Annotated in this window: 18 protein-coding genes; 3 read left to right on the plus strand and 15 right to left on the minus strand. The window is 53.6% G+C overall.

Translation table 11 applies throughout. From position 1 onward, the window contains the following. Nucleotides 1–197: 197 nt before the first annotated feature. The 7 genes from glcT to POTG_RS08220 all read right to left on the minus strand — a co-directional run bounded on the left by glcT (nt 198) and on the right by POTG_RS08220 (nt 8,635). Nucleotides 198–1,043 (minus strand): glucose PTS transporter transcription antiterminator GlcT, encoded by an 846-nt coding sequence (gene glcT / locus POTG_RS08190; RefSeq protein ID WP_009224361.1) that lies wholly within the window; start codon nt 1,041–1,043, stop codon nt 198–200. Between the two features lie 191 nt (nt 1,044–1,234). Further along, nucleotides 1,235–2,821, minus strand: coding sequence for a flotillin family protein (locus tag POTG_RS08195; protein ID WP_036644703.1), 1,587 nt, complete (start codon nt 2,819–2,821; stop codon nt 1,235–1,237). Nucleotides 2,822–2,845: 24 nt separating this feature from the next. Next, nucleotides 2,846–3,376 (minus strand): hypothetical protein, encoded by a 531-nt coding sequence (locus POTG_RS08200; RefSeq protein WP_009224363.1) that lies wholly within the window; start codon nt 3,374–3,376, stop codon nt 2,846–2,848. A gap of 146 nt (nt 3,377–3,522) precedes the next feature. Then, nucleotides 3,523–4,686 carry an iron-containing alcohol dehydrogenase gene (locus POTG_RS08205; protein WP_009224364.1) on the minus strand — a complete coding sequence of 388 codons (1,164 nt, stop codon included), beginning with the start codon at nt 4,684–4,686 and terminating at the stop codon, nt 3,523–3,525. Between the two features lie 189 nt (nt 4,687–4,875). Further along, nucleotides 4,876–6,453, minus strand: coding sequence for a UDP-glucose--hexose-1-phosphate uridylyltransferase (locus POTG_RS08210; protein ID WP_009224365.1), 1,578 nt, complete (start codon nt 6,451–6,453; stop codon nt 4,876–4,878). 14 nt (nt 6,454–6,467) lie between these two features. Then, nucleotides 6,468–7,454: a UDP-glucose 4-epimerase GalE gene (galE, locus tag POTG_RS08215; RefSeq protein ID WP_009224366.1), complete on the minus strand. Its 987-nt coding sequence runs from the start codon at nt 7,452–7,454 to the stop codon at nt 6,468–6,470. 5 nt (nt 7,455–7,459) lie between these two features. After that, nucleotides 7,460–8,635, minus strand: coding sequence for a galactokinase (locus POTG_RS08220; protein ID WP_036644705.1), 1,176 nt, complete (start codon nt 8,633–8,635; stop codon nt 7,460–7,462). A gap of 177 nt (nt 8,636–8,812) precedes the next feature. Here POTG_RS08220 and POTG_RS08225 point away from each other — a divergent pair, with 177 nt between their 5' ends. Next, a complete protein-coding gene (locus POTG_RS08225) occupies nt 8,813–9,676 on the plus strand; it encodes an AraC family transcriptional regulator (RefSeq protein ID WP_009224368.1) in 864 nt (287 codons plus the stop codon). Between the two features lie 27 nt (nt 9,677–9,703). Here the strand turns inward: POTG_RS08225 and POTG_RS08230 are convergent, their stop codons facing one another. Beyond that, a complete protein-coding gene (locus POTG_RS08230) occupies nt 9,704–10,453 on the minus strand; it encodes an NAD-dependent protein deacylase (protein ID WP_009224369.1) in 750 nt (249 codons plus the stop codon). A 13-nt stretch (nt 10,454–10,466) separates the two neighbouring features. Continuing rightward, the gene (locus POTG_RS08235; RefSeq protein ID WP_009224370.1) at nt 10,467–11,246 is read right to left on the minus strand and encodes an HAD family hydrolase; all 780 of its coding nucleotides are present in this window, start codon (nt 11,244–11,246) and stop codon (nt 10,467–10,469) included. A gap of 208 nt (nt 11,247–11,454) precedes the next feature. Here POTG_RS08235 and POTG_RS08240 point away from each other — a divergent pair, with 208 nt between their 5' ends. Beyond that, nucleotides 11,455–11,721, plus strand: a complete 267-nt coding sequence (locus POTG_RS08240; protein ID WP_009224371.1) for a KGG domain-containing protein — start codon at nt 11,455–11,457, stop codon at nt 11,719–11,721. Between the two features lie 187 nt (nt 11,722–11,908). Further along, nucleotides 11,909–13,594: a dihydroxy-acid dehydratase gene (ilvD, locus tag POTG_RS08245; RefSeq protein ID WP_009224372.1), complete on the plus strand. Its 1,686-nt coding sequence runs from the start codon at nt 11,909–11,911 to the stop codon at nt 13,592–13,594. Nucleotides 13,595–13,686: 92 nt separating this feature from the next. Here the strand turns inward: ilvD and POTG_RS08250 are convergent, their stop codons facing one another. The 6 genes from POTG_RS08250 to mltG all read right to left on the minus strand — a co-directional run bounded on the left by POTG_RS08250 (nt 13,687) and on the right by mltG (nt 23,101). Further along, nucleotides 13,687–15,108: a polysaccharide deacetylase family protein gene (locus POTG_RS08250; RefSeq protein WP_036644708.1), complete on the minus strand. Its 1,422-nt coding sequence runs from the start codon at nt 15,106–15,108 to the stop codon at nt 13,687–13,689. Nucleotides 15,109–15,235: 127 nt separating this feature from the next. Further along, complete coding sequence (locus tag POTG_RS08255; RefSeq protein WP_009224374.1) at nt 15,236–17,020, minus strand: peptidoglycan D,D-transpeptidase FtsI family protein; 1,785 nt, start codon at nt 17,018–17,020, stop codon at nt 15,236–15,238. Nucleotides 17,021–17,208: 188 nt separating this feature from the next. After that, complete coding sequence (locus POTG_RS08260; protein WP_036644710.1) at nt 17,209–19,386, minus strand: methyl-accepting chemotaxis protein; 2,178 nt, start codon at nt 19,384–19,386, stop codon at nt 17,209–17,211. A gap of 240 nt (nt 19,387–19,626) precedes the next feature. Continuing rightward, a complete protein-coding gene (locus tag POTG_RS08265; protein WP_009224376.1) occupies nt 19,627–20,961 on the minus strand; it encodes a peptidase U32 family protein in 1,335 nt (444 codons plus the stop codon). An 84-nt stretch (nt 20,962–21,045) separates the two neighbouring features. Further along, on the minus strand, nt 21,046–21,981 hold the full coding sequence (locus tag POTG_RS08270; RefSeq protein WP_009224377.1) for a peptidase U32 family protein: 936 nt from the start codon (nt 21,979–21,981) through the stop codon (nt 21,046–21,048). Nucleotides 21,982–22,045: 64 nt separating this feature from the next. After that, entirely contained in the window at nt 22,046–23,101 is a 1,056-nt protein-coding gene (gene mltG, locus POTG_RS08275) for an endolytic transglycosylase MltG (RefSeq protein WP_036644815.1), read from the minus strand. Between the last annotated feature and the right edge of the window lie 35 nt (nt 23,102–23,136).

The raw sequence follows: 23,136 nt of genomic DNA on the forward strand, positions 1-23,136 counted from the left end.
AAACAGGCATGAGCCAATATAGGTCATTTGTGCTGTACCGTGATCGCTTACGGATATAATACCCCGTAACCGTCCAGTACAATCCAAAAAAACCTTTATCAACTCATGCCTGATCGAATCAGTCACACATTGTGATTATGAAGTTGTTGTTAATGCATTAGGAATTATAGCAGACCTTCTTTTTTCGCGCAAGCAAGCTATTGAAGATTTGCCGGAGCCACACGGTGTAAATGCATGGTTAAATAACTAACCTCTGCCTTATAAACCGGCAGCTTGAGCCGTTGCTCCATAACTTTTGTCAATTTATAGGCAAGCGAATACAACACAGGATACTCCTGCTTGAGCAGCAATTCCAGCTTGTCGACTTCGCTGACTTGCTCTCCCCGCCGAATCCGCTCGATCGCGAACCGCAAATGGGTGAGCAGACGCGAATAGTCCAGCGAATTGCGGAGGATCGAGAAGCGAAGCTCCTTCTCGATGATGCCTACCAAATCGGCGATCAACTGGGCATGTCCGCGGACCTCGCTGATGTGACGGTTGGTGATGGCGCTGTTGATGTGAAGCGCAACGAAGCCAATTTCGTCTTCACCAAGATCAATGCCCAGCCTCTCCTTGATCAAACGAATGGCATATTCCGCCAATTCATATTCCAGCGGATAAATTTCCTTCGTCTCGAACAAAAATGGATTATGAAACGCGATGTCCTGCTCCGCCCGTTTTATCGCAAACGCCAAGTGGTCAGTTAACGCGATGTGAATATGCTCATTAAGCTCGGTTTGAGTTTTCCCGGAAATATACATAATAATTTCGCCGATGATCTCGATCAGCTGTTCATCCACCTGGTGCACGAGTTGCTTGTATTGCTCCTGCTCCTGCTGGTTCGTAAGGATAAACATCTTCTCGACGGCTTCCAGCGAAATGGAATCTCCCGTTTTTCGGTTAAATCCGATGCCTTTGCCGATGACAACGACCTCGCCATGCTCCGGATGATTTGCGATGATGACATTGTTATTCAACACTTTGGCCACGCGCAGGCTGTTCACAACACAGTAGCACCTCTTTTCCTATATTCCGAAAACGGTTAAGCCCATTATAATGGATTTTTTGGGCGCCGTCAGCCGATTCCCAGGCATTTCAAAGGCGTCCTCACTCTGATGATGAGCGGGACGCCGGTTTCTTTTTATCCTAGGACAAGATACACGGATGGAGGGCGGTTGTCAAGCCACCTTAGGCCCTACTTTTGGTCTGGGTCGGCTGCCTTCGAAGCCGCGGTTTCCAGCACAACCGGATCTGGCACCTTTCCGCCTGCTGCAGACTTGACGGAAGCCGTCTCAAGCTCCGGTGTTGCGGCGACAACTTTGCCTTTGGTCAGGCTTTGGATCAACCGATCGAGTTCGATCCCGGAGACGCTCTTGAGCATGTCAGGCGCTGTGGCCATCAGTTCGGTCACGTAGTTGCTGACGCGAGCGGCTCCCTCGCCTTTGCCGGTATCGACGACGGTCAGCTTGTCGATGGAGGACAGCGGTGCAGCGATCTTGCTTGCCAACTCCGGCAGCATCTTCATTACGATATCGAGGATCGCCGCCTCGCCGAATTTCTGGAACGCTTCGGCCAGCTTCTCCTTCGCTTCGGCCTCGGCCAAGCCGCGCAGACGGATGATTTCGGCATCCGCCGTCCCTTTGGCCCGTTCGGCATCCGCAATCGCCAGGCCTTCTAGCCGCTTCTGTTCAGCGGAAGCTTTGGCCTGCGTTTCGATCGAGTATTGCAGCGCATCGGCTTCCCGCATCTTCCGGGCTTTTTCCGCTTCGGCGGCCTGCTCGACGGCATAACGGTCCGCATCGGCCTTTTTCTTCACTTCAGCATCATATTGCTTCTGACGGACGATAATTTCTTTGTCCTGCAGATCGATTTCCCGTTCCTTCCGCACCAGCTCGACCTTCATCTGCTCTTCGACCATCACTTGCTTAGCCCGAGCTTCCTGAATGTGATAAGCTTGGTCGGCTTCGGCTCTGGCAGTGTCCTGCTCCTTCTTGAAGGACGCTACCTTCAGTTCCTTCTCTTTCTCAGCCTCGGCGATGTTCGTATCGCGCACCAGCTCGGCCTTCTGCCCAGCTTCCTCGGCCAGCGCTTTCTGGATCCGTGCATCCCGCTGGGCTTCGGCCTCAGCGATGTCGGCGTCCCGCTTAACCGCAGCGATCCGCGGCTTCCCAAGCGCCTCCAAATAACCGTGCTTATCCCGAACGTCCTTGATCGTGAACGAAACGATCTGCAGTCCCATTTTCTTCAGATCCCGGGCTGCGACGCTTTGCACTTCCTGAGCAAACTTGTCGCGGTTGCGATAGACTTCCTCAACGGTCATCGAGCCCAGGATGGAACGCAGATGGCCTTCCAGCACTTCCTGTGCCTCGCCCTTCAGCGATTCGATGGGTTTGCCCATAAATTGTTCGGCGGCTGTTGCGACGTCTTCGATCGAGCTGCCCACTTTAATGATGGCCACGCCGTCTGCAGATACCGGCACCCCTTGCTCGGTGTAGACCTCGGGCGTCATCACGTCAAGCTTATGGGATAGCAGCGACATAAACTCGGCTTTCTGAAAGATCGGCCAGATAAATGCCCCGCCGCCGCGCACGATTTTGATTTTGCGGCCGGATTGGTCGTCGGAAATGTTTTTGCTGCCTAGAAAAGACCCCGTCACAATCATCGCCTCATCGGGGCCCACCGTTTTGTATCTTGCCCAAAACGCCAGCCCAAGCACGACAATGACTGCAATCACGATCACGGGGATCAGTAGGAAATCCGGAAAACTTTCGAACAATGACATCAGCTCCCTCTTCTTTAATTGGCATTACATCGGGTGGGGGTAAAGCTCGGAAACCTGGACGGTCCCGTCCTTCGCCGTCCCGATCACAACGACGGCTGTTCCGGCGGGAATCTCCTTCCGATCCCAGCTGGAGGCGATATGCAGCGAATTGCCGCCTACCTGCTTCACCATCACTTCGCCATACCCTTGCGCCGGAATGGGCACGGTGACTTCGCCGATTTTACCGGGCAGCTCCGATTCAGAGAATCCCGTGGAATTTTCACTGTTCTCCATCGGTTTCACATAGGCGAAATACACGGTAGCAGACAGCAGGACGGCTGCAACTATCGCTAAAACCACTACAACAGCCGTGCCAAGCCCGGTGTATCGGTCCAGCAAAATACCGGCTCCGCCAAAGGACGTGATCGCCGAGGCCGTGATGATCGGCTTGAGAAAATCCGCGGACAGGAAATCAAACACGCCATCCAGCCAGCTTCCGATCAAGTCACCAAGCACGGCGCTGATGACGGCAAACAAAGCACCGCCGACGAAACAACCCCAAAACAGCGCTTCCATCCCGTTCCTCCCTCTACCCAAAATATTGTTGGACTCTACAATTAAATACGTAAATTGGTGAAATATGTTTCAAAAAAAGAAAAACCGGCCTACGACGCCAAGTCGTGAGACCGGTTATTTTAAGTAGGGATCTATGAAGCGGGGATTTACAGCGACATCCGATAAATTTCGAGCACGTCCTGTTTATCCAACACGGCAAAATTGCCAAACGAACCAAAGCGGACCGCTTTATCGGCCATAACTTCCAGTTGACTGTCGTCAATGCCGTAATCCGCCAAGCGGCTTGGTGCGCCAATCGAGTTCCAGAATGACCGCAACGCTTCGATGCCCTCAAGCGCCACTGCCTCATCGCTCTTGCCGGCAGGATCGACATGGAAGACGTTGATCGCCAGACGCTTAAAGCGGGCGACATCCTGCTTCAGGTTATATTTCATCCAGTTCGGGAACAGGATGGCCAGGCCGCCGCCATGCGGAATATCGTAAACCGCCGACACAGCATGTTCGATGTTGTGAGTAGCCCAGTCCCCGGACAAGCCCATGTTCAGCACGCCGTTCAGCGCCAATGTGCCGCACAGCAGAATCGTTTCCCGGAGGTCGTAGTTTTCCAAATCCTGTACCAGCTTCGGTGCCGTTTCGATCACCGTCCGCAGCAGCCCTTCGCAGAACTCATCCTGCAGCGGAGTGTTTGGCGTTGGATGGAAATAATGCTCGAATACATGAGACATGATATCCACCATGCCGTACACCGTTTGGTCTTTCGGCAAGGAAACCGTGAACTGCGGATCAAGGATGGAGAATGCAGGATAAGCCAGCTTGCTGCTCCAACCCAGCTTCTCCTTAGTTTCTTCGTTGGAAATGACGGAGTTTCCGTTCATTTCGGAGCCAGTTGCGGCCATCGTAAGTACCGTTCCGAGCGGCAGGGCGGCTTTCGGTACGGCTTTGCGCTCTGCGAAATCCCACATATCCCCGTCGTATTTAGCCCCGACGGCAATCGCCTTCGAGCAGTCCAGCACGCTGCCGCCGCCGACGGCAAGAACCAGCTCGATGCCGTTGGATTTGCACAGCTCGACCCCGCGGTGCACCGTCGAAAGACGCGGGTTCGGCTCAACGCCCGCAAGCTCCGTCACTTCGGCGCCGATTTCCCGCAGAATGGCCGTCACTTGATCGTACAGCCCGCTGCGTTTAATGCTGCCGCCGCCGTAGACTAGCAGCACTTTTTTGCCGTAAGCCGGCACCTCGTTGCGAAGCGCCTCCAGCTGGCCTTTGCCGAAGATCAGCTTGGTTGGATTATGAAATACGAAATTGTCCATGCCTTAACTCCTCCTAAAATTTGGTTATGTAAATGGAGCGTTTCTACAATGCGCTGGTGCTATTTCTAGCCTCTTCGAACTCCCAAACTATTATACTTCTAACTGTAACAAAATAACAAACAGAAAAAGGGATCATCCCAAACCTTTATCGATTTGGAACGCCCCTTTACTTCTAAATTCGGTTATGCCTTACCGTCTGCGGTAACCAACCGATTCAACAAAGCGTTCGAAAGCCTCACAGCCTTCGGGCGTCGCTTTAAATACGCCGGCATGTCCAAGGATCTCCGCGAACTTGCGGCCAACCTCATCACGCAGCAGCGCTTCGGCCTCTTCACGACCCAACGACATGCCAACGCGTGCAACCAGTTCCTTCACCCAGTCCGCATGCACGGCCAAGCGGGCATTCGGATCGGATACAGTTTGCTCATAGAGCGCCTTATCGCCGCTCAGAATGTCAGCAACCCCCGCCAGTTCTTCCTTCAGCCGGCCCGGAAGGATGGCTACGCCCATGACTTCAATCAGGCCGATGTTCTCCTTCTTGATGTGATGCATCTCGCGGTGCGGATGGAAAATCCCTTCGGGATGCTGTTCGTCCGTCCGGTTATTGCGCAGGACGATGTCCGCTTCATACCCGCCGTCCGCGCTGCGGCGAACGATCGGCGTTACCGTGTTATGCGGCACGGATTCCCCCTCCTGCTCGGAGAAGGCCAGGACGCCAACAGATGGGTCGCTGTATTGCTTCCATTTTTCGTACAGATGATCTACCGCTTCCAACACGGCTTCCCGCTCTTGGCCGTTCACCCGCAGCACAGACATCGGCCACTTCACCCTGCCGACGGTGACGCCGGCGAAGTCCGGATGGACGTAGACAGCTTCGACTGGAGCTTTTTCCAATGGAAACGTGTGGCGTCCCCCCTGGAAATGGTCGTGCGTCAGAATCGACCCGCCGACGATCGGCAGATCCGCGTTGGAGCCGATGAAGTAATGCGGGAACAACGTCGTGAATTCCAACAGCCGCTTAAACGTATCGCGGGTCAGCTTCATCGGAATGTGATCGTGGTGGAACACGATACAATGCTCGTTGTAATAGACGTAAGGCGAGTATTGGAAAAACCACGGCTCCCCGTTCAGCGTCAGTGGAATAACTCGCAAATTCTGGCGGGCTGGATGATTCAGTCGTCCGGCATAACCAACGTTCTCGCGGCACAACTGACATTTAGGGTACACCGGAGGCGGCAGCAGCTTCGCCATCGCGATTTCCTTCGGATTCTTCTCCGGTTTGGACAGGTTAATCGTGATTTCCATGTCTCCAAACGGCGTCGGCTGCTCCCAATAGATGTTCTGACGCACCCGGTCCATCCGGATGTAATTGCTGGCTACCGACAACTTATAGAAGGCGTCGGTCGCGGCGGCAATTCCCTGCTCGCTTTCCGTTTTGCGGAAGGCGGCGATTGTTTCCGACGGGCGCGGCATGAGCAAGCCCATGATTTTCGCATCCAGCAAATCGCGGTACGTAGCGGTATCTTCCGGAATCAAGCCGATCGTAAGCCCGTAATCGATCAAGATCTCAAGCGGCTCCTGCGGTCCGGTCAGCGCCTCCTTCGCCACTTCGCCGGTGTACGGCTCATCAAAGGAGAACAGCTCCAGGAGACGATTGCGCGAATAGTCCACGTCCCACCAATCGATCAGGCCCTGCTCGAGCGCATAATTCACTAGCCGTTCAATCGCATGAAGCGCGTCTTGACGACTTCTCTCTTCTACTCCCATCCCATAACACTCCCTTAGTCGTTATAACCGTTCGGATGGCTGTTATGCCATTGCCATGCGCTTTCAATGATGCCGGGCAGCTTGTTGCGAGTCGGATTCCAGCCCAGCACGCGGCGGGCTTTATCCGAGGAAGCGATGAGCACCGCCGGATCGCCGGCGCGGCGCGGGCTGATCGCGACCGGGAAGTCGCGGCCGGTGACCTGCTTCACGGTTTCGATCACTTCCTTGACCGAGAAACCTTGCCCGTTGCCAAGGTTAAATACGTCGCTCTCTCCGCCGCCCAGCAAATGATCCACCGCGCGCAGATGGGCATCTGCCAAATCACTCACGTGGATATAGTCGCGGACACAAGTACCGTCCGCCGTGTTGTAGTCATCGCCGAACACCTGGATGGACGGACGTTGTCCCAAGGCCGCTTGAATGATCAACGGGATCAAATGGCTTTCCGGGCGATGGTCCTCGCCGATTTTGCCGCTCTCATGGGCACCAGCCGCGTTGAAGTAACGCAGGGACACGTATTTGATCCCCAACACCTGATCGAACCAAGCCATCATCCGTTCCATCGTCAGCTTCGTTTCGCCATACACGTTCGTTGGCCGGGTCGGATCACTCTCTTCAATCGGCACTTTTTCCGGTTCGCCGTAGGTTGCCGCCGTGGAGGAGAACACGATCTTGCGCACATTCGCCTGATCCATCGCATCCAACAAGCAAAGCGTCCCGTACACGTTATTGTCAAAATATTTGACCGGATCCTTCATGCTCTCCCCAACCAGAGAGTTCGCGGCAAAATGGATGACCGCTTCGATCTCGTTCTCGGCAAACAACTTGGCCAACAGCGCCTTATCGCGCAGATCTCCTTCATACAGCTTACCGCCGAGCAACGCCTCGCGATGTCCGGTCTGCAGGTTGTCGATCACGACGACCTCTCTTCCTTGCTCCAGCAGCGCCGCTACTGTATGCGAGCCGATATAACCGGCTCCCCCCGTAACCAGTATCGCCATGATGATTACTCCCCTTTCATCTCATGTACTCCGTCGCCTACGCCGCACACGTAAAATTCGCCTTCCAGCCCTGTCCGTTCCTTATAAGACCGACCAACCTCGGACACGAACCGCTCTACCGAATCCTCATGCACCAGCGATACTGTACAGCCGCCAAATCCGGCCCCGGTCATCCGGGCGCCCAATGTGCCTTCGATCTTCCGTGCTTCCTCAACCATCACGTCCAGCTCCAGGCAGCTCACCTCGTACAAGTCACGCAGCGAATCATGGGAGGCGTTCATCAGCTCGCCAAAAGCCTTCAAATCGTTGGCGCTCAGCGCATCCACCGATTTCAGCACGCGCGCGTTCTCTTCCACCACGTGTTTGGCCCGTTTATACAGCACTTCGTTCGTAAAATCTCCCCGCCACTGCTCCAACTGCTCCGGCTTCAGGTGGGCCAAGAACTCCAAGCCCGGCTCGCGTTTTTGCAAAATCTCCAGCGCAGCATCACATTCCGAACGCCGTTCGTTGTATTTGGAATCGACCAGCCCGCGGCGTTTCTTCGTATTGCCAATGACCAGCTTATACGCGCCTGTCCGGAACGGGACCAGCTTGTATTCCAAGGTGTCGCACATCAGCAGGATCGCATGGTCCTTGGCCCCGTTCGCCACCGCGAACTGGTCCATAATGCCGCTGTTTACGCCGACATATTGATTCTCAGCCCGCTGAGACAACCGGGCGATTTCCACCTTGTCGAGCTCCTTCCCTTCCATGCTCACGAACGCCAAGGCCGTTACCACTTCAATCGATGCGGAGGAGGACAAGCCCGCACCGTTCGGAATTTCGCCATGGAACAGCAGGTCATACCCGCTCGTAAGCGAGATGCCCAGCTTCTTCAGCTCCACGTAAACGCCGATCGGATAGTCGATCCATTCACCGGTTTTGCTTGTGCCGAGCTCTTCCAGTGCCAGCTCTGCCGTGTAAGGCAGGTTGCTGGAAGCAAAGGCGACTTTGCCGTCAGCGCGCTTGCGGATCGCCAGCGTCGTCCCAAATTCCAACGCCGCCGGGAACACATACCCCCCGTTGTAGTCGATATGCTCACCGATCAAGTTCACCCGTCCTGGGGCGTTAAATACGCGAATCGGCTCAGCGCTTTCCCCATATTTGAATATAAACAATTGTTCCATTTCCTGCTTTTTCATCAACGTACACCCCATCGTCATGAAATCTTTGATTCTTGTACCCAGTATAATGAAATCGCTTTGCTTTGATAATGCAACTTTGCGAGAACAATATAGATAAATGTGACTTTTCGGAGTAAAATGGGAGCGAAGTCTTATGGGGCATTATCCGTCCCCCTGGTCAAAGGAGACTATCCCATGTTCAAAGAAACCTATAGCGCGGCCGCCAACCCGGATTTGATCGAGACAGATGAGCTGCATGTTCTGTTCGCCGGCGAAAGTCAGACCCTTCCCGATCACCGGCTGGGCCCGAAAATTTATGATTATTTCCTTCTGCATTTCGTAGAGCAAGGCAAGGGCACGTTCCGGACCGAATCCGCCTCCTATGAGCTGAGCGAAGGGGATGGCTTCCTGATTCTCCCCGATCAGCTCGTCAGTTATGCTTCCGATGTGGCCGAGCCTTGGCGTTATCGTTGGATCGCCTTCACCGGAGTTAAGGCGGCGGAGCTCGTGAAGCGAGTCGGCTTCACCCCGCAGCAGCCGGTGTTCCGGCAAGGCGGGAACAGCCCGATCCCTGCCATGCTCAGCAGCGTGTTACAAGCATTCCAAACGAAAAAAAACAGCTCCCATCTGCTGTCGCTGGGGCTGCTTCATCAAATTATGGCCGAAGCTCAAGAGACGCTTGGCATGGCCTCCGCGCTGCCGTCGGGCGAATCGGGCGTTCAGCGGATCGTGAAGCAAATGATTCATTATATGGCCAGCCAATACGCGCATCCGGTCTCCATCGAGCAGATGTGCGCATCCTTGGGCTATAATCGAGCTTATCTTTCGCGGATTTTCAAAAAAGAAACGGGCTTCACCCCCGTCACCTACCTGCTGAAGTTGAGAATCGATAAGTCCCGCCAACTGCTGCGCGAACGTCCCGAGCTGTCGATCGAGCAAATCGCCGCTTCTGTCGGCCTTACCGATCCGCTCTACTTCTCACGGCAGTTCCGCCGGTTTCACAACGAATCACCAAGCGAATATCGCCGGGCGGTCACCCGGAATCCCGCGAAGGAGTGAGTCTACGCAAAATTCGCGAGCCTCGTCTCACTCCGCCAAGTCCAGCTTCCGGGAAACGGCCCCCAGCACCTCGCCAATCGGCTCGGTGATCAAGAGGTCAGCCCGGTTATCATACGCGGTGGACGAGGCGTTGATCAGCACCGTCCGTTCGCCGCGGAAATAGGTGACCAGATGAGCTGCGGGCTGCACCGTCAGCGAGGTTCCGCCGATCACCAGCAGGTCAGCGCCGGCGATCGCCGTTACCGTGTCCTGGATCACCTGCTCATTCAGGTTCTCCCCATACAGCACCACATCCGGCTTGATGATGCCGCCGCAGCTGCAGCGCGGCACGACGTCTTCGCTGTCCATGACGTCCTTTAACGTATAGGTACGGCCGCATTCCATGCAGGTGTTGCGGTGCACCGATCCGTGCAGCTCCAGCACGCGGCGGCTGCCCGCCTGTTGATGGAGCCCGTCGATATTTTGCGTCACCACGGCGCTTAGCTTCCCTGCTCGCTCCAACTCAGCCAAACAGCGGTGCGCGGCGTTGGGCTGCGCCTCCGGATGGAGCATTTTCGTCTTATAGAAATCGAAAAATACGTCCGGATGCCGATCGAAGAACCTCCGGCTCAAAATCTCCTCCGGCGCATAAGGCGACGCGTTCTCCATCTGATAGATGCCCGCCGCCGAACGGAAGTCAGGGATTCCGCTTTCGGTAGATACCCCGGCCCCTCCAAAAAATACAATGTTTGAACTCTCCTCAATCCATGCTGCCAACGTGTCGATCTCTTTGCTCATCCGCTCGAACCTCCTATGGATGTATCGTCAACTCGCGATAATTGGATATAATAACGTCCGCGGCCCGCAAATAAACTGCTTCCTGGGCCTCTTCACCGTACTCCTCCGACACGCCAATGGTCATCACGACGCCTGCACGCTTTCCCATTTGCATATCGGCATTGCTGTCGCCAATGACCACCGCTTCGCTTGGCGATAGCCCCAGTTCACGGCAGGCGAGCAGCGCCATGTCCGGCCCCGGCTTGCCCCGGGCAACGCGATCCCGGCCAACCACGCTGGCGAACGCATCCCGGATGCCAAGCCATTCCAGATGCTCCAGCGCCTCCGAGGTTGAGTCGGAGGTGACGACCGCCAGCTTCACACCCGCCTCACGGCAACTCTGGACAAAATCGCGCAGCCCGGGCAAAGGCACCGCTTCCCGCCGCCGCTTGAGCTCCGCCATCGCCGTTGCATTTAATTCGCGAACAACGGTTGTCGCTTCGTTCCAAGGCAGCCCTGCGGCATATAACGTCGATGCCAGTAGCGCAATGATCTCTTCTTCCGTCCCCATCGCAATCGGACCGGTTTTGTCGTAACCGATCACCCGGTTTCGCTCATCCGTTTGAAGGCCTAGCAGCGCGGATTTGTTGAACCCGCCAGGCGAGCCCAACTCAGCCAGCTTCCGCTCCATCAGATCGGTTAAGACCGCGGCCCAGCTGCCCCATAGCCCCATAAAATTCAACAGCGTTCCATCTTTATCAAACAAAATGGCCTTGCAAGCTGCTTTCTGCCCGCGCACTTCGATCGTGGCCATCCTCGCTCCCCCTTCCCTACATTGTCCTTATTATACCATTTTCACAGGTGTGGGCTGCGGCGGCTCCTAAGTTCATCTCGTTACTTCCTAATTATTTAATAGGTATCTTTTGGCGAATCCTTAAAATTTTAGATAAATCCGTTTCAACATGGAAATCCGTGGTAAATAAAACATACGTACTCCAAAATAAAATCCAAGGAGGGATTCGATGGCACGAAGCCAAAGCAAGATGACCCGGGAAGAAGCAGGACGTCTGGGAGGACTGGCCACGGCCAAAAACCACGGCAAAGCCTTTTATAAGCAAATCGGGCAAAAAGGCGGCGAAGCGACCTCGAAAACCCACAACCGCGAATTTTATCAGGAAATCGGCCAGAAGGGCGGCGAGGCGACATCCCAGAAGCATGATAAAGGCTTTTACCGGGAAATCGGCCGTAAAGGCGGGATCGCCCGCAGTAAACCCGGAATCGAAGCGTAAGTCTTAAGAAATCTCCGGAACCCCCGGAGATTTTCTTTGTTTTTATAGACCCGATCCACACCATTCCCCATGCTTTTTCCTGTGATCGATAGGTAGAAAATCATAACCACTTATGATAGACTTTAGAGAAAACCTTTAGCGGTGTAAAGCTCCAAAACTATAATGAATCATGGGAGGATCGGAGATCATGCCAGCCAAGAAAATGCGTTCTGATATGATCAAAAAAGGCTTCGACCGCGCGCCGCACCGCAGCTTGCTGCGTGCTGCAGGCGTGAAGGAAGAAGATTTCGGCAAACCGTTTATCGCGGTCTGCAACTCTTATATCGATATCGTGCCTGGACATGTGCACTTACAAGAGTTCGGTAAAATCGTTAAGGAAGCGATCCGCGAAGCGGGCGGCGTTCCGTTTGAATTCAATACCATTGGTGTAGACGACGGGATCGCGATGGGACACATTGGGATGCGTTATTCCCTGCCAAGCCGGGAAATCATCGCCGACTCGCTCGAGACTGTAGTTTCCGCGCACTGGTTCGACGGGATGGTTTGCATTCCGAACTGCGACAAAATCACGCCAGGGATGATGATGGGCGCCTTGCGCGTCAATATCCCAACCGTCTTTGTCAGCGGCGGTCCAATGAAAGCCGGCGTCGACAGCAAAGGACGCAGATTGTCCTTGACCTCCGTCTTTGAAGGCGTTGGCGCCCACCAAGCCGGACAAATCAGCGACAAGGACTTGCTCGAACTGGAACAATACGGCTGTCCGACCTGCGGTTCGTGTTCCGGTATGTTCACGGCCAACTCGATGAACTGCCTCGCTGAAGCGCTGGGCTTGGCGCTGCCGGGGAACGGCACCATCCTCGCTGTCGCCGAAGAGCGCCGCGAATTCGTCCGGAAGTCTGCGCAGCAGCTGATGAAGCTGATCGAGCTTGATCTGAAACCGCGCGACATCGTGACGAAGGAATCGATCGACAACGCTTTTGCGCTGGATATGGCTATGGGCGGCTCCACGAACACCGTCCTGCATACGCTGGCTTTGGCCCAAGAAGCAGGAATCGATTACCCGCTGGAACGGATCAATGAAGTGGCCAACCGCGTGCCGCATATTGCAAAGCTGGCTCCGGCGTCCGATATCTTTATCGAAGACGTGCATCGGGCTGGCGGCGTCAGCGCCGTGCTCAACGAGCTGCTGAAGAAGCCGGGAGCCATCTACGGCGATCAAATCACCGTTACCGGCAAAACGCTCGCCGAGAACGTCGCCGGATGCGAAATCCTCGACCACAACGTCATCCGTCCGATCGACAATCCGCATTCCGAGAAAGGCGGACTTGCTATCCTGTATGGTAACCTGGCGCCGGAAGGCTCCGTCATCAAGGTGGGAGCTGTTGACCCTTCGGTTGGCGGATATCATAAAGGCCCGGCGATCTGCTTCGACTCGCAGGAAGAAGCGCTCGAAGGGATCGCGAACGGTAAAGTCAAAGAGGGTTGCGTTGTTGTCATCCGCTATGAAGGACCAAAGGGCGGTCCAGGCATGCCTGAAATGCTGGCTCCAACGTCGCAGATCGTCGGCATGGGTCTGGGCGCGAAGGTCGGTCTGATCACCGACGGACGCTTCTCCGGCGCTTCCCGCGGAATCAGCATCGGTCATATCTCTCCTGAGGCTGCTGAAGGCGGCCCAATCGCTTTCGTTGAAGACGGCGACATCATCGAGCTGGACTTGAATAACCGCAAAATCGAGCTGCATGTCAGCGATGAAGAGCTCGCGCGCCGCAAAGCCAATTGGAAAGGCTTTGAGCCGAAGGTCAAAACCGGTTATCTGGCCCGTTATTCCAAACTGGTCACCAACGCCAGCTCCGGCGGCGTGATGAAAATTTAATTTAGCTTAACTCAAAAGGCCGTACCCGGATCATTTTAGATTCGGGTACGGCCTTTTCTTTTAGAGTTAACAAAAATAATGGATAAGAGCGATTAACGCGTAGGCAAGGATACGCTAAGCAAAGACTCCTCTTCCACGGCCTCCGGCTTCTCATCCACCGTATGGCTGCTGCGATGCGAGCCGTTCTCGGCGAACCGCTCCAACAGCACATCCATCGGCATCACGATCATCTTCGGTACCAGCTCCTGAGGTTGCTCTTTTAATCTTGAGGTACCGGCAGGGTGAATAACACTCATTAATAATTTCAAATAGATTTTCGTCGAGCTGGCAAACCAGCCCTTCGGTAAATCCTTAATTATAAACCCAAATTGCTCCGGACCCCGGTTAATCATGCTGACGCCATACAGCGCCTTAACGTCTTTTAACTCAGGATGCTCGATCACATATTTGGCAAAAAGGGGTAGCGTCTTCTCCATTTTGCGGATCATTTGAATCGCCAAATGCACGCTTGTTCTGGAGCGAGCCCCATACTCAAACAATTTTTTGTTGTCAAAATGAAGCTCCATCACTTGATCTCCAGATTCCAATGTCTTCCCATTGTTCATCGCCACCGGCTCTCCATGATAGGATCGGACTCGGAAATGAAGGAAAGGATCCTCCGGTTCGGGAGCTTTCAATTGAAAAAGGATGTGGAAGATCTTCTCCCAAACGAGCCATAAGGCTACGATACATCGCTTAAACCAGGTAATCTTCACTGGCGTTCTCCCCTTCGGCGTTGCAGTTTCAACCCGTTTGCCTTGAAGCTTGGCCTCTTCCGTCGCCTGAATCAATTCATCAATGCGGATGCTTCGCAATCCGCGGCGATCCGCTTCCGTCAGCACGCGCTCGAGCGCGATCAGCATTTCCGCCGGCGCTCCGGTGTTCGCACCTAGTGTGGCACCACAGTCGTGCAGGAGAAAGACCTCACCGCCCCGCAGCTTCTTCAGCATACGCTCCGTTAACCGGTCAGCGCCGACCTTGACCCGCCAATCGCCGAACATAGCCGACCACAGCACGATCTGTGTATTTCCGCGGTTCGCAAAATCAAACAAGTTGACAATGCCCCACGGCGGACGATAGTAATGAGAATTGAAGCCCGTCACGTCATGTATGATCTGATTCGTCTTCTGAATCTGCTTCTTGACGGCCGCCGGCCCCATGAGCCAATTGGTTTTGTGCACATAGTTGTGCGACCCTATCAAATGGCCTTCCTCATGAATCCGTTTAATCAATTCGGGGTGTCTCTCCGCATTGGAACCAACGAGGAAAAACGTTGCTTTCGCTCCGTGGCGCTTGAGCAGATCAAGCAATTGTGGAGTATATTTCGGATCGGGACCATCGTCGAACGTTAGCGCAAACGCCTTCTCGCTGATCCCGCGCTTAAATACGCGAAAACCGAAAATCCGAGTGATCAATCCGGGTATAAAAGCGTACAGCGTAGAGATATAAAATAACCATAGCAGCAAAGTCTCCATATGCTTTCCCCACTTTTCTATGATCAATGACTTTGGCATGCTCCGTGAAAAGCATAGCATCTACACTATTTTATCACAGACATCTTCAGTTTAGGCGCATTTTTTTGGGGAAGGCATAGGAAATCGGTCAACCTTCCGCAGCCAGTAAATCCATTGTTCGCCGGAACAATTCGGCGGCCAGATGCTTGGATCTTTCCGGCTGGTTTTGAACGAGGACGGCGACAGCATACTTGGGTTGATGAGTCGGTCCGTAACCGATAAACCATTGATGATTCAGCTGCTTATGATTCTTCACAACCTCAGCTGTTCCCGATTTTCCAGCCAGCGGCCATTTGGCTTTCTGCAAAGTTCGCCCGGTGCCGTCTGTGACAACCAGCCTCATCATGGACAACAGCCGTTGTGCCGTTTGCGGAGTAATTTGTCCAGCGGAGGAGGGCGAAGCTTGAACCGGCAATGCGGAGAGCAGCGAACCTTCCTTATAACGGATCTCGCTGACTAAGCGGGGCGCCATAACCTGTCCGCCGTGGAGCAAAGTAACAACCAGATTGGCCGCTTGCAGTGGAGAGACAAGCACGTCCCGCTGACCAATCGCTGTCTGTGCCCGCACCCCGCCGTCCGCCGCCGCCAGATTGCTAAAGACCGCCCCGGCTTCTTCCTGATCCAGCGGCCGCAAGGAATCCCCTCCAAGGAAGGACGGATCGTGCCAGCCCACGGTGCGCCCCAGCCCCAGCTTGGCGGCTGTCCGGGCAATCGCCTCCGCACTCAGCCGTTCTCCCAGTGTGGCGAATACCACGTTACACGACCTCGCAAAGCCTTCCTCCAGCGTAAGGTTTCCATGTCCGCCTTCCTTCCAGCATGACAAGCCGTATTTTCCGTAATGCCCGCTGCAGTGGAACATCTCCCCGGGAAATGTCACCTGCTCCTCCAGCGCAGCCGCCGCAATCACCGCCTTAAAAATCGAACCCGGCACACTGGCCTTAACCGCCTTATTACTCCAGTTCTCTGCTGCCGGATCAACGTGATGCGGATCGTAGAAAGGCAGCGATACCATCGAGACGATATCGGCGGTTTTGGCGTCCAGCACGACCACTGCTCCATCCGTCACTTTCATCTCATCCGCTAACCGCTCGATTTTTTGTTGGAGGGTGTCATCAACTGTCGTTTGGATTTGCAGCGGATAGTATCGGCTAGCCTCCGCATTCACCCGCGTCCCCATCCCAACTAGCGGATCCTTGCGGCCATCAACCGTGTAGGCCGCTCTGACGCTGCCGATTCCGCGGAGCATGTTATCCAGCGTTTTCTCCAACCCCGAAGCTCCAACCTGCAGCGTTAACGCGAAGTCCGGTTGGTGCTTATCTTCTCGCAACTTACGGATGACGTCCGGCCGTTGCGTCACGAAGCCAAGCCATTGATTCCCCCGTTCGCCCGGTCCGTAACGCGTCATATACGGCAGCACCTCCAGCCCTTCCAGATGAGGCAAAGAACGGGCTATCTCTTCGCTAAGCCGAAGCGGTTCCCCCGGCTCCCCGCCAGGCTTGGGCCAGACGTAAGGGCGCTCCAACTGTTCCCATTTCCTTTGGAGTTCGGGAATCGTTGTCCCCAATACGGCCGCCAATCCGGTAATCTGATCTGCTGCGGGCAACTTGCGGACAGGGAACAGAATTGGTGTCCAACCGACTTCGCCCGTCAGCGCCTTTCCGTTGCGATCAACAAGTTGACCTCGCCCCGGATCCAACTCAATACTCTCTTCCCGTTGCCGGACGGCGAGTTCATTGATTGTCTTGCCGCTTACGGTCACCGCCTTAAACGCTGAAGCCATCTGAATCCAAGCGATCCGCAGCGCAAATAGTCCCAGCACCGCCGCAAAGGAAAGTAACAGATAAAATATCCGTTTTTTGCGCAATAACGACATCGTTCGCCCTCCATTCTGTTCCCATTATTTCCTGGGAAAAGTCGGGCTAAACAAACACCAAGCTATCTTGATCCCCTGCAAAGTAAAAGCCCGGCTGCACCTGCATCGCAGATGAGCCGGGCTTCTCCCCGCCCCCGGAACCCTCGGGGATGGGCCAAGCTTTGATTTCCGTCGCTTAAGCCTGCTATCTATACGGTGAATTTCGACAACGACTCTTTCAAGCCAGCCGACACATTCTCCAGTTTGTTTGACAGCTGTACCAGTTGATCGCCGACCGTTTGCTGTTCGCTGGAGAGCGATGCAACCTCTTCGGACGTGGCGGACGATTGCTGTGCGACGGCACTGACGTTGCTCATCGCTTCCGACAAGACCGCTTGCGATTCGTTTAGCTGGTCGATGGAAGCCGTTACGGAATCCAGGTGACGCACGAAGCCTTCCATTTGTTGCTGCACCGATACGAAAATTTGGTTGGTTTCCTGCACCGATGCGATTTGCTCTTGGAAGATCGGGCTCGCCTCGGACAAGGTCTTCACCGTTTCATTCATCTCTTTCTGAATCGTATCTGTGATTTCGCCGACCATGGTGATCGACTGACGCGACTGATCGGCCAGTTGGCGAATTTCATCGGCAACGACCATAAATCCGCGGCCTGCAGCACCTGCGCGGGCTGCTTCAATCGTAGCATTAAGCGACAGGATATTCGTTTGCTGCGTAATGTTCTGCATGACATCAAGCACTTTCAAGACGGAGCCAGTGCTTGCTTTGAGCGAGTCGACCTTGGCGGTCAAAGCGTTGATCATTTCGACCGTCATATTGGTTTTCTCCATCAATCCGTTCAAATACTGAGTCCCTTGCTGACTGGACTTCTCCACCTGACGAGCCGAAATCTCCATCTCTTTGTTCGATTGGACAACGCGTTCCATTTGCCGGGAAATATTCTCGGTCAGCTCATTACCGCGTTCCGCTTCGTTAGCCAGGCTGGTTGCCCCGTTAGCAATTTCTTCAGTCGCCACGGCGATTTCTTTCGCAGACAACGCCGTTTTGTTCGACGCTTGTGTCAATTCAGCAGCCGTATCCAATACATCCTGTGCGGAGTTATTGGTTTGCTTAACGAGGGCTGTGATATTTTCCATCATCACATTAAAGCTTACTGCCAATTGACCAATTTCATCTTTCGATTTCGTGTTCATCCGAACGTTCAGATTCCCTTTGGAGCCTTCCTCCATCAGGTTTCTCAGCTTGCCAAGCGGATAAGCGATCATCCGAACCATCCATACCCCGATCAGAATGGCAATGATCGCAACCACGATCAGCGAGAAGATCGTAAACATCAGAATGCGATTTGCGCTCTTCGTCAGTTCAGCCGTATCGACGGTACCGATTAACTTCCAGCCGGACGACTGGGTGCTATAGGAAGCAAGGACAGCGTTGCCGTTGGCATCCTTCGTCCGGAAAGTACCCGAAGCCTCGGTGGCTTGTCCCATATCAAATTCGGACGGATTTCCTTGATCTCTTTCAACGGAAGAACCTACAACGATGTTATCTTGAGTCACCATTTGCAGCTTGGAGTTATTCCCCAGCTTAACCTCTTTCAAATAGCCGTCTAGGATTTCCAGGTTGATATCAGCAATCAGAATAAAGCGTTTCATGCTGTTAACGCTCTGTACCGAGCGAGCTAAACGGAAGACTTCCGTACCCTTACCTTTCGATGGCACTTGCATCCATAAAGTTTTAGTGGCGCTGGTCAGATCTTTAAACCAGGCTTCTTCGCGCACGGTATCCAAGAACGTGACATCGGCACTGCCCGAAGTGACGTCGTCCACAATGTTGTCAGCCGACAACATGTAAACGGCGGAAACCCCCTTCGTGGAGAAGGTCAACGTATTCAGACGTGTTCTCATTTTGTTGGTTGCCGTAAACTTGTCATAATCCGAAATGTTCGCCAACGAAGCATCCATGATTGCATTTTGCATCTCATCGTCCAAGAACATTTGCTGAAGGTTCTCCTCATACTTCTGCATGACAATATCTAGCTTCTGCGAGGTTTGAACGATGGTCTGCAGGTTGGCTTGTTCCGCATTGTCCTGAATGGTTCCCTTCGCCATTTGGGAGGACATAATCCCGATCGTCAGGACGAAAAACATGATTGCGACAAAGAAGATCAGGAACAACCGTACCCCCACTGCTTTCGCGGGGTTGAATTGTTTCGGCAGCTTGTCCAGCAAATTAGCCAGTAAAGCTTTGGTATCTCGCGTTGCTTTTCCTCCTGGCTGAACCGCCTTGGATTTCGTCCGCTCTCCCTTTTGTTTCTTTTCCTTCTTTTTGCTGTTGGTTTCTTGGTCCTCGTTCTTCGGAACCAGACTCATGTTGATCACCCACCACTCATAATAGTTGCAGACCTCAATTTTTAGGCTTGAGGTCATACATAATGCTGTTGGTTTCTCACATTTCTCGTCAGCTATTGAAAATATTCGACAATACCTGACGTTCTCCTCTATAATATCGGTTTCATATGTGGTGGATTTTAAATAATATTGACAAAAGTCACAAAAAAGGGCCTTTCGTCCTAGAAACGAACAGGCCCTAAAGCATATTGATTTTTTCCATTACTTTCTTTTACGCATCATATCGAAATAGGAAACCGGTTGGTCCACCTTCATTTGGATCCGCTGCAGCGGGTGGCGGGCGGCATCCAATTCATTGCCGTCTTCGTCGTAGATGGTCCCGACCTTCTGCTTAAAGAACGTCCCGTTTGGACCAAAAAATTCGACTTCTTGTCCCGGTTTGAAATGGTTGCGCTGCTGGATCGTTGCCATTCCCGTCGATTCGTCATACGCCATCACCAATCCGGCAAAATCATAAGGCGCCGCCTTCTCTTCCGGTTCGTAAATATGATCTTCATGATCCGGCGTATCGTAGAAAAATCCGGTATTCAGCGGCCGGTTCGCCGCTTTGTTGATTTCTTCGATCCACTCCGGCTTCAAGACGTAATTGTCCGGATCCGCCATGTAAGCATCAATCGCTTGGCGATAGACATTCACCACCGTCGCCACATAGTGGATGGACTTCATCCGCCCTTCGATTTTGAAACTGTCTACCCCGACGTCGATGAGATCAGGAATATGCTCAATCATGCACAAGTCCTTCGATCCCATCGTAAATGCATGATCGTTTTCCTCAAACATCGGTAGCTGAGTTACGCCAAGACGGAACTTCTCCAGTACCCTGTTATCGCGGGCTTCTTCCTCGGAAATCCATTCGCCATCCGCACGGGCGTCCGTGAACAGGTCGTATTTCCAACGGCAGGATTGGCAGCAACCCCCACGGTTGGAGTCACGGTCGGTAAAATGGTTGGACAACACGCAGCGTCCCGAGTACGAGGAGCACATCGCGCCATGAATAAACGCCTCGATCTCGATGTCGACATGACGTTTAATTTCCTCGATTTCCTCAAGGCTGGTCTCCCGTCCCAGTACGACCCGCGGCAAGCCTTGGTCTTTCCAGAATTGTACCGCTTGCCAGTTCACCGTCGATTGCTGAGTACTCAGGTGAACCTCCAGTTCGGGGACGACCCGCTTCGCGGTCTCTATGATCACCGGGTCGGCGACGATAATGGCAGCGATGCCTACCTCGTATAAATTACGCAAATACTCCTCGATGCCCTCCAGATCCTCATTATGGGCATAAATATTCGTGGCGACAAACACCTTGGCGCCGTACTTCTTGGCAAATTCCACGCCTTCCCGCATTTCTTCAAAGCTGAAATTATCTGCATTGGAACGAAGGCCGTATTGTTGTCCCCCGATATACACGGCATCGGCGCCGTAATGGACAGCGAATTTCAGCTTCTCAAGATTGCCTGCCGGGGCAAGCAGCTCGGGTTTCGCCAGCCGATAACGTTTTCCCGTATATTTCGGGATATGCTTCTCCGCAGTTTGCATCTTCGTTCACCTCTCATCATTTTTTGGGTTTTTAAATTTAAAATATAGGTCAAAAAAGTCGGCTTTTCAGCACCCAACTTCCTCTTAATAGACCTGTTCCTTATAAAAGAAGCCGAAGGTCAGCTCCCGCTCCGGATCTTGAATCTCGCGAATGGCCTCAAGCCAGTTCTCATCGAGCTCATAGCCGTCCGGATCGCGGAAATAAGCTTCGATCGCCTTGCGATACGAAGCAATGACCACTTCGTTATAGGATGCCGGCTTCAGCAGCGTCTCGATTTTGAAGCTGTCCACGCCAGCCGCCATCAGCAGGTGCAAATCCTCCAAGATACAAATATCGTCCGAACTCATAATATGCGTTCCGTTGATATCCTCGAAGATCGGGAACTTCTCGTCCGGCCGTTCGGCCTCGATCAGGAACAGCCCACGGCTCATCCCCAGGTTGCTGTCCGGATCAACCGGCCGCCCTTGAGACACCATGTAGCTATGCACCAAGCGCCGCTTCGAGTGATAAATATTGGTCATTCCATGCACCTGAACCTCTGCTTCGATGTTCAGCTTCGGAGGCATTGCAGTGATCTCGTCCATATTCAGCTCACGAGCGAGCACAACTCGGGAAGCTCCCTTCGTGCCCCAGTAATTGGCCGTGGCATAGTTGGTGGAGGTCATCTCCGCGTTCCAATGCAGCTTCAGCTGAGGCGCAACCGTGCGCACCGTTTGAAGCACGGCCGGGTCACCGAATTCAACGGCGTCTACGCCGCACTCCGCCAACTGCTTCACATAATCGGGCAAACCCTCCAGCATGTCATTGGTCATCAGGTTGTTCAGGCTAACATAAATTTTAGCTCCGTACTGGCGCGCTACCTGAACCGCTTCAGCGATGTCTTGGGGCGTCATATCGCCAGGGAGACGCATTCCGTAGCGGGCTTCGCCAACCAGCGCCGCGTCAGCCCCTGCCGCAAAGTAGCGCTTCAGTTCTTCCAGCGAACCGGCAGGAACTAACAATTCCGGTTTTTTACTCATGTTGATACTACCACCTTTAAAAGGTTGTTCAAAACGTTATCTACATTTTGAACTTCCACCTTATTCATTGATTGGCCATCGCCTTGCTTGTTTCGATGTTCTTTAAGTGCTCCTTGTAAGTCTTGGCGAACAGGTGCTCCCCGCTGCCGTCTTTTTTCGTCACATAAAATAGATAGTCCGAGGATTTCGGCTCAAGCGCCGCTTCGATCGATTTGAGGCTAGGCGCAGCGATCGGCCCCGGAGGCAGCCCTTCATACAAATAGGTATTGTAGGGGCTGTCCACGCTTCGTAAATCCGAATTGAGCAAGCGCTCCTTGGGTTTATCCAGCACATACTGCACCGTGGCGTCAATTTCCAGCTTCATGCCGTCCTTTAGCCGATTATAGATGACTCCGGCCACCAATGGCCGTTCAGCATCAACAACCACTTCTCGCTCTACCAGCGAAGCTATCGTCATCAGCTCACTTAACGTAAGGCCGCGAGCCTGCAGCTTTTGTTCAAAATCGGGGATTTTACCGAGCCGGGTACGGGTTTCCTGCAGCATCCGAGCGATGATGTCCTGCTCGTTGCTGCCTTTTTTCAGCTCATAGGTTTCCGGGAACAAATACCCTTCCAGCCGGTACGTCAACCGCTCGTCCGTCGGGATTTGCGATAACAGCTCATCGTGAAGACCCGCTGCATCCTTCGCCAGCTGCAAGAACGCGGCTTGATCAACCAAGCCTTCCTCCGCCAGCTTGTCAGCCATTTGTTTGACCGTGAAGCCCTCGGGAATCGTAAACCGGATCATCTCGGCCTTAACCACGTCGCCGCTGTTCAGCTTGGCGATGATCTCGTCATACGTCATGCCCGGCTGCATCTCATAGACCCCGGCCTGAAACCGGCTGCCTTCCGACTTCCATTTTAAATACGAAACGAACAAAAAGGAATTTTTAATTAGTCCCTGGTTTTCCAGCAACTTTGCGATGTCGGCCGTTCCCGTTCCCGGTTCGATCGTAATCTTGACTGGCTGTTCCTTCGCTTCAACCGGGAGCATGCTTGTGTACACATAAAATCCGGCCGCCCCTGCTCCGATGATCACGATTAGCAGCAGAACAGCCAGCCATTTCAGCGCTTTCCTCAAACCGCCTTCCCCCTTAACAGCCAAAAAGAGCGGAA

The organism is Paenibacillus sp. oral taxon 786 str. D14, assembly GCF_000159955.1.
Taxonomy (GTDB): Bacteria; Bacillota; Bacilli; order Paenibacillales; family Paenibacillaceae; genus Fontibacillus; species Fontibacillus phoenicis.

Coding starts and splice junctions, on each gene's coding strand:
- POTG_RS08195 (WP_036644703.1), bottom strand. CDS start 2,821: ATGTCATTGTTCGAAAGTTTTCCGGATTTCCTACTGATCCCCGTGATC.
- POTG_RS08200 (WP_009224363.1), bottom strand. CDS start 3,376: ATGGAAGCGCTGTTTTGGGGTTGTTTCGTCGGCGGTGCTTTGTTTGCC.
- POTG_RS08205 (WP_009224364.1), bottom strand. CDS start 4,686: ATGGACAATTTCGTATTTCATAATCCAACCAAGCTGATCTTCGGCAAA.
- POTG_RS08210 (WP_009224365.1), bottom strand. CDS start 6,453: ATGGGAGTAGAAGAGAGAAGTCGTCAAGACGCGCTTCATGCGATTGAA.
- galE (WP_009224366.1), bottom strand. CDS start 7,454: ATGGCGATACTGGTTACGGGGGGAGCCGGTTATATCGGCTCGCATACA.
- POTG_RS08220 (WP_036644705.1), bottom strand. CDS start 8,635: ATGAAAAAGCAGGAAATGGAACAATTGTTTATATTCAAATATGGGGAA.
- POTG_RS08225 (WP_009224368.1), top strand. CDS start 8,813: ATGTTCAAAGAAACCTATAGCGCGGCCGCCAACCCGGATTTGATCGAG.
- POTG_RS08230 (WP_009224369.1), bottom strand. CDS start 10,453: ATGAGCAAAGAGATCGACACGTTGGCAGCATGGATTGAGGAGAGTTCA.
- POTG_RS08235 (WP_009224370.1), bottom strand. CDS start 11,246: ATGGCCACGATCGAAGTGCGCGGGCAGAAAGCAGCTTGCAAGGCCATT.
- POTG_RS08240 (WP_009224371.1), top strand. CDS start 11,455: ATGGCACGAAGCCAAAGCAAGATGACCCGGGAAGAAGCAGGACGTCTG.
- ilvD (WP_009224372.1), top strand. CDS start 11,909: ATGCCAGCCAAGAAAATGCGTTCTGATATGATCAAAAAAGGCTTCGAC.
- POTG_RS08250 (WP_036644708.1), bottom strand. CDS start 15,108: ATGGAGACTTTGCTGCTATGGTTATTTTATATCTCTACGCTGTACGCT.
- POTG_RS08255 (WP_009224374.1), bottom strand. CDS start 17,020: ATGTCGTTATTGCGCAAAAAACGGATATTTTATCTGTTACTTTCCTTT.
- POTG_RS08260 (WP_036644710.1), bottom strand. CDS start 19,386: ATGAGTCTGGTTCCGAAGAACGAGGACCAAGAAACCAACAGCAAAAAG.
- POTG_RS08265 (WP_009224376.1), bottom strand. CDS start 20,961: ATGCAAACTGCGGAGAAGCATATCCCGAAATATACGGGAAAACGTTAT.
- POTG_RS08270 (WP_009224377.1), bottom strand. CDS start 21,981: ATGAGTAAAAAACCGGAATTGTTAGTTCCTGCCGGTTCGCTGGAAGAA.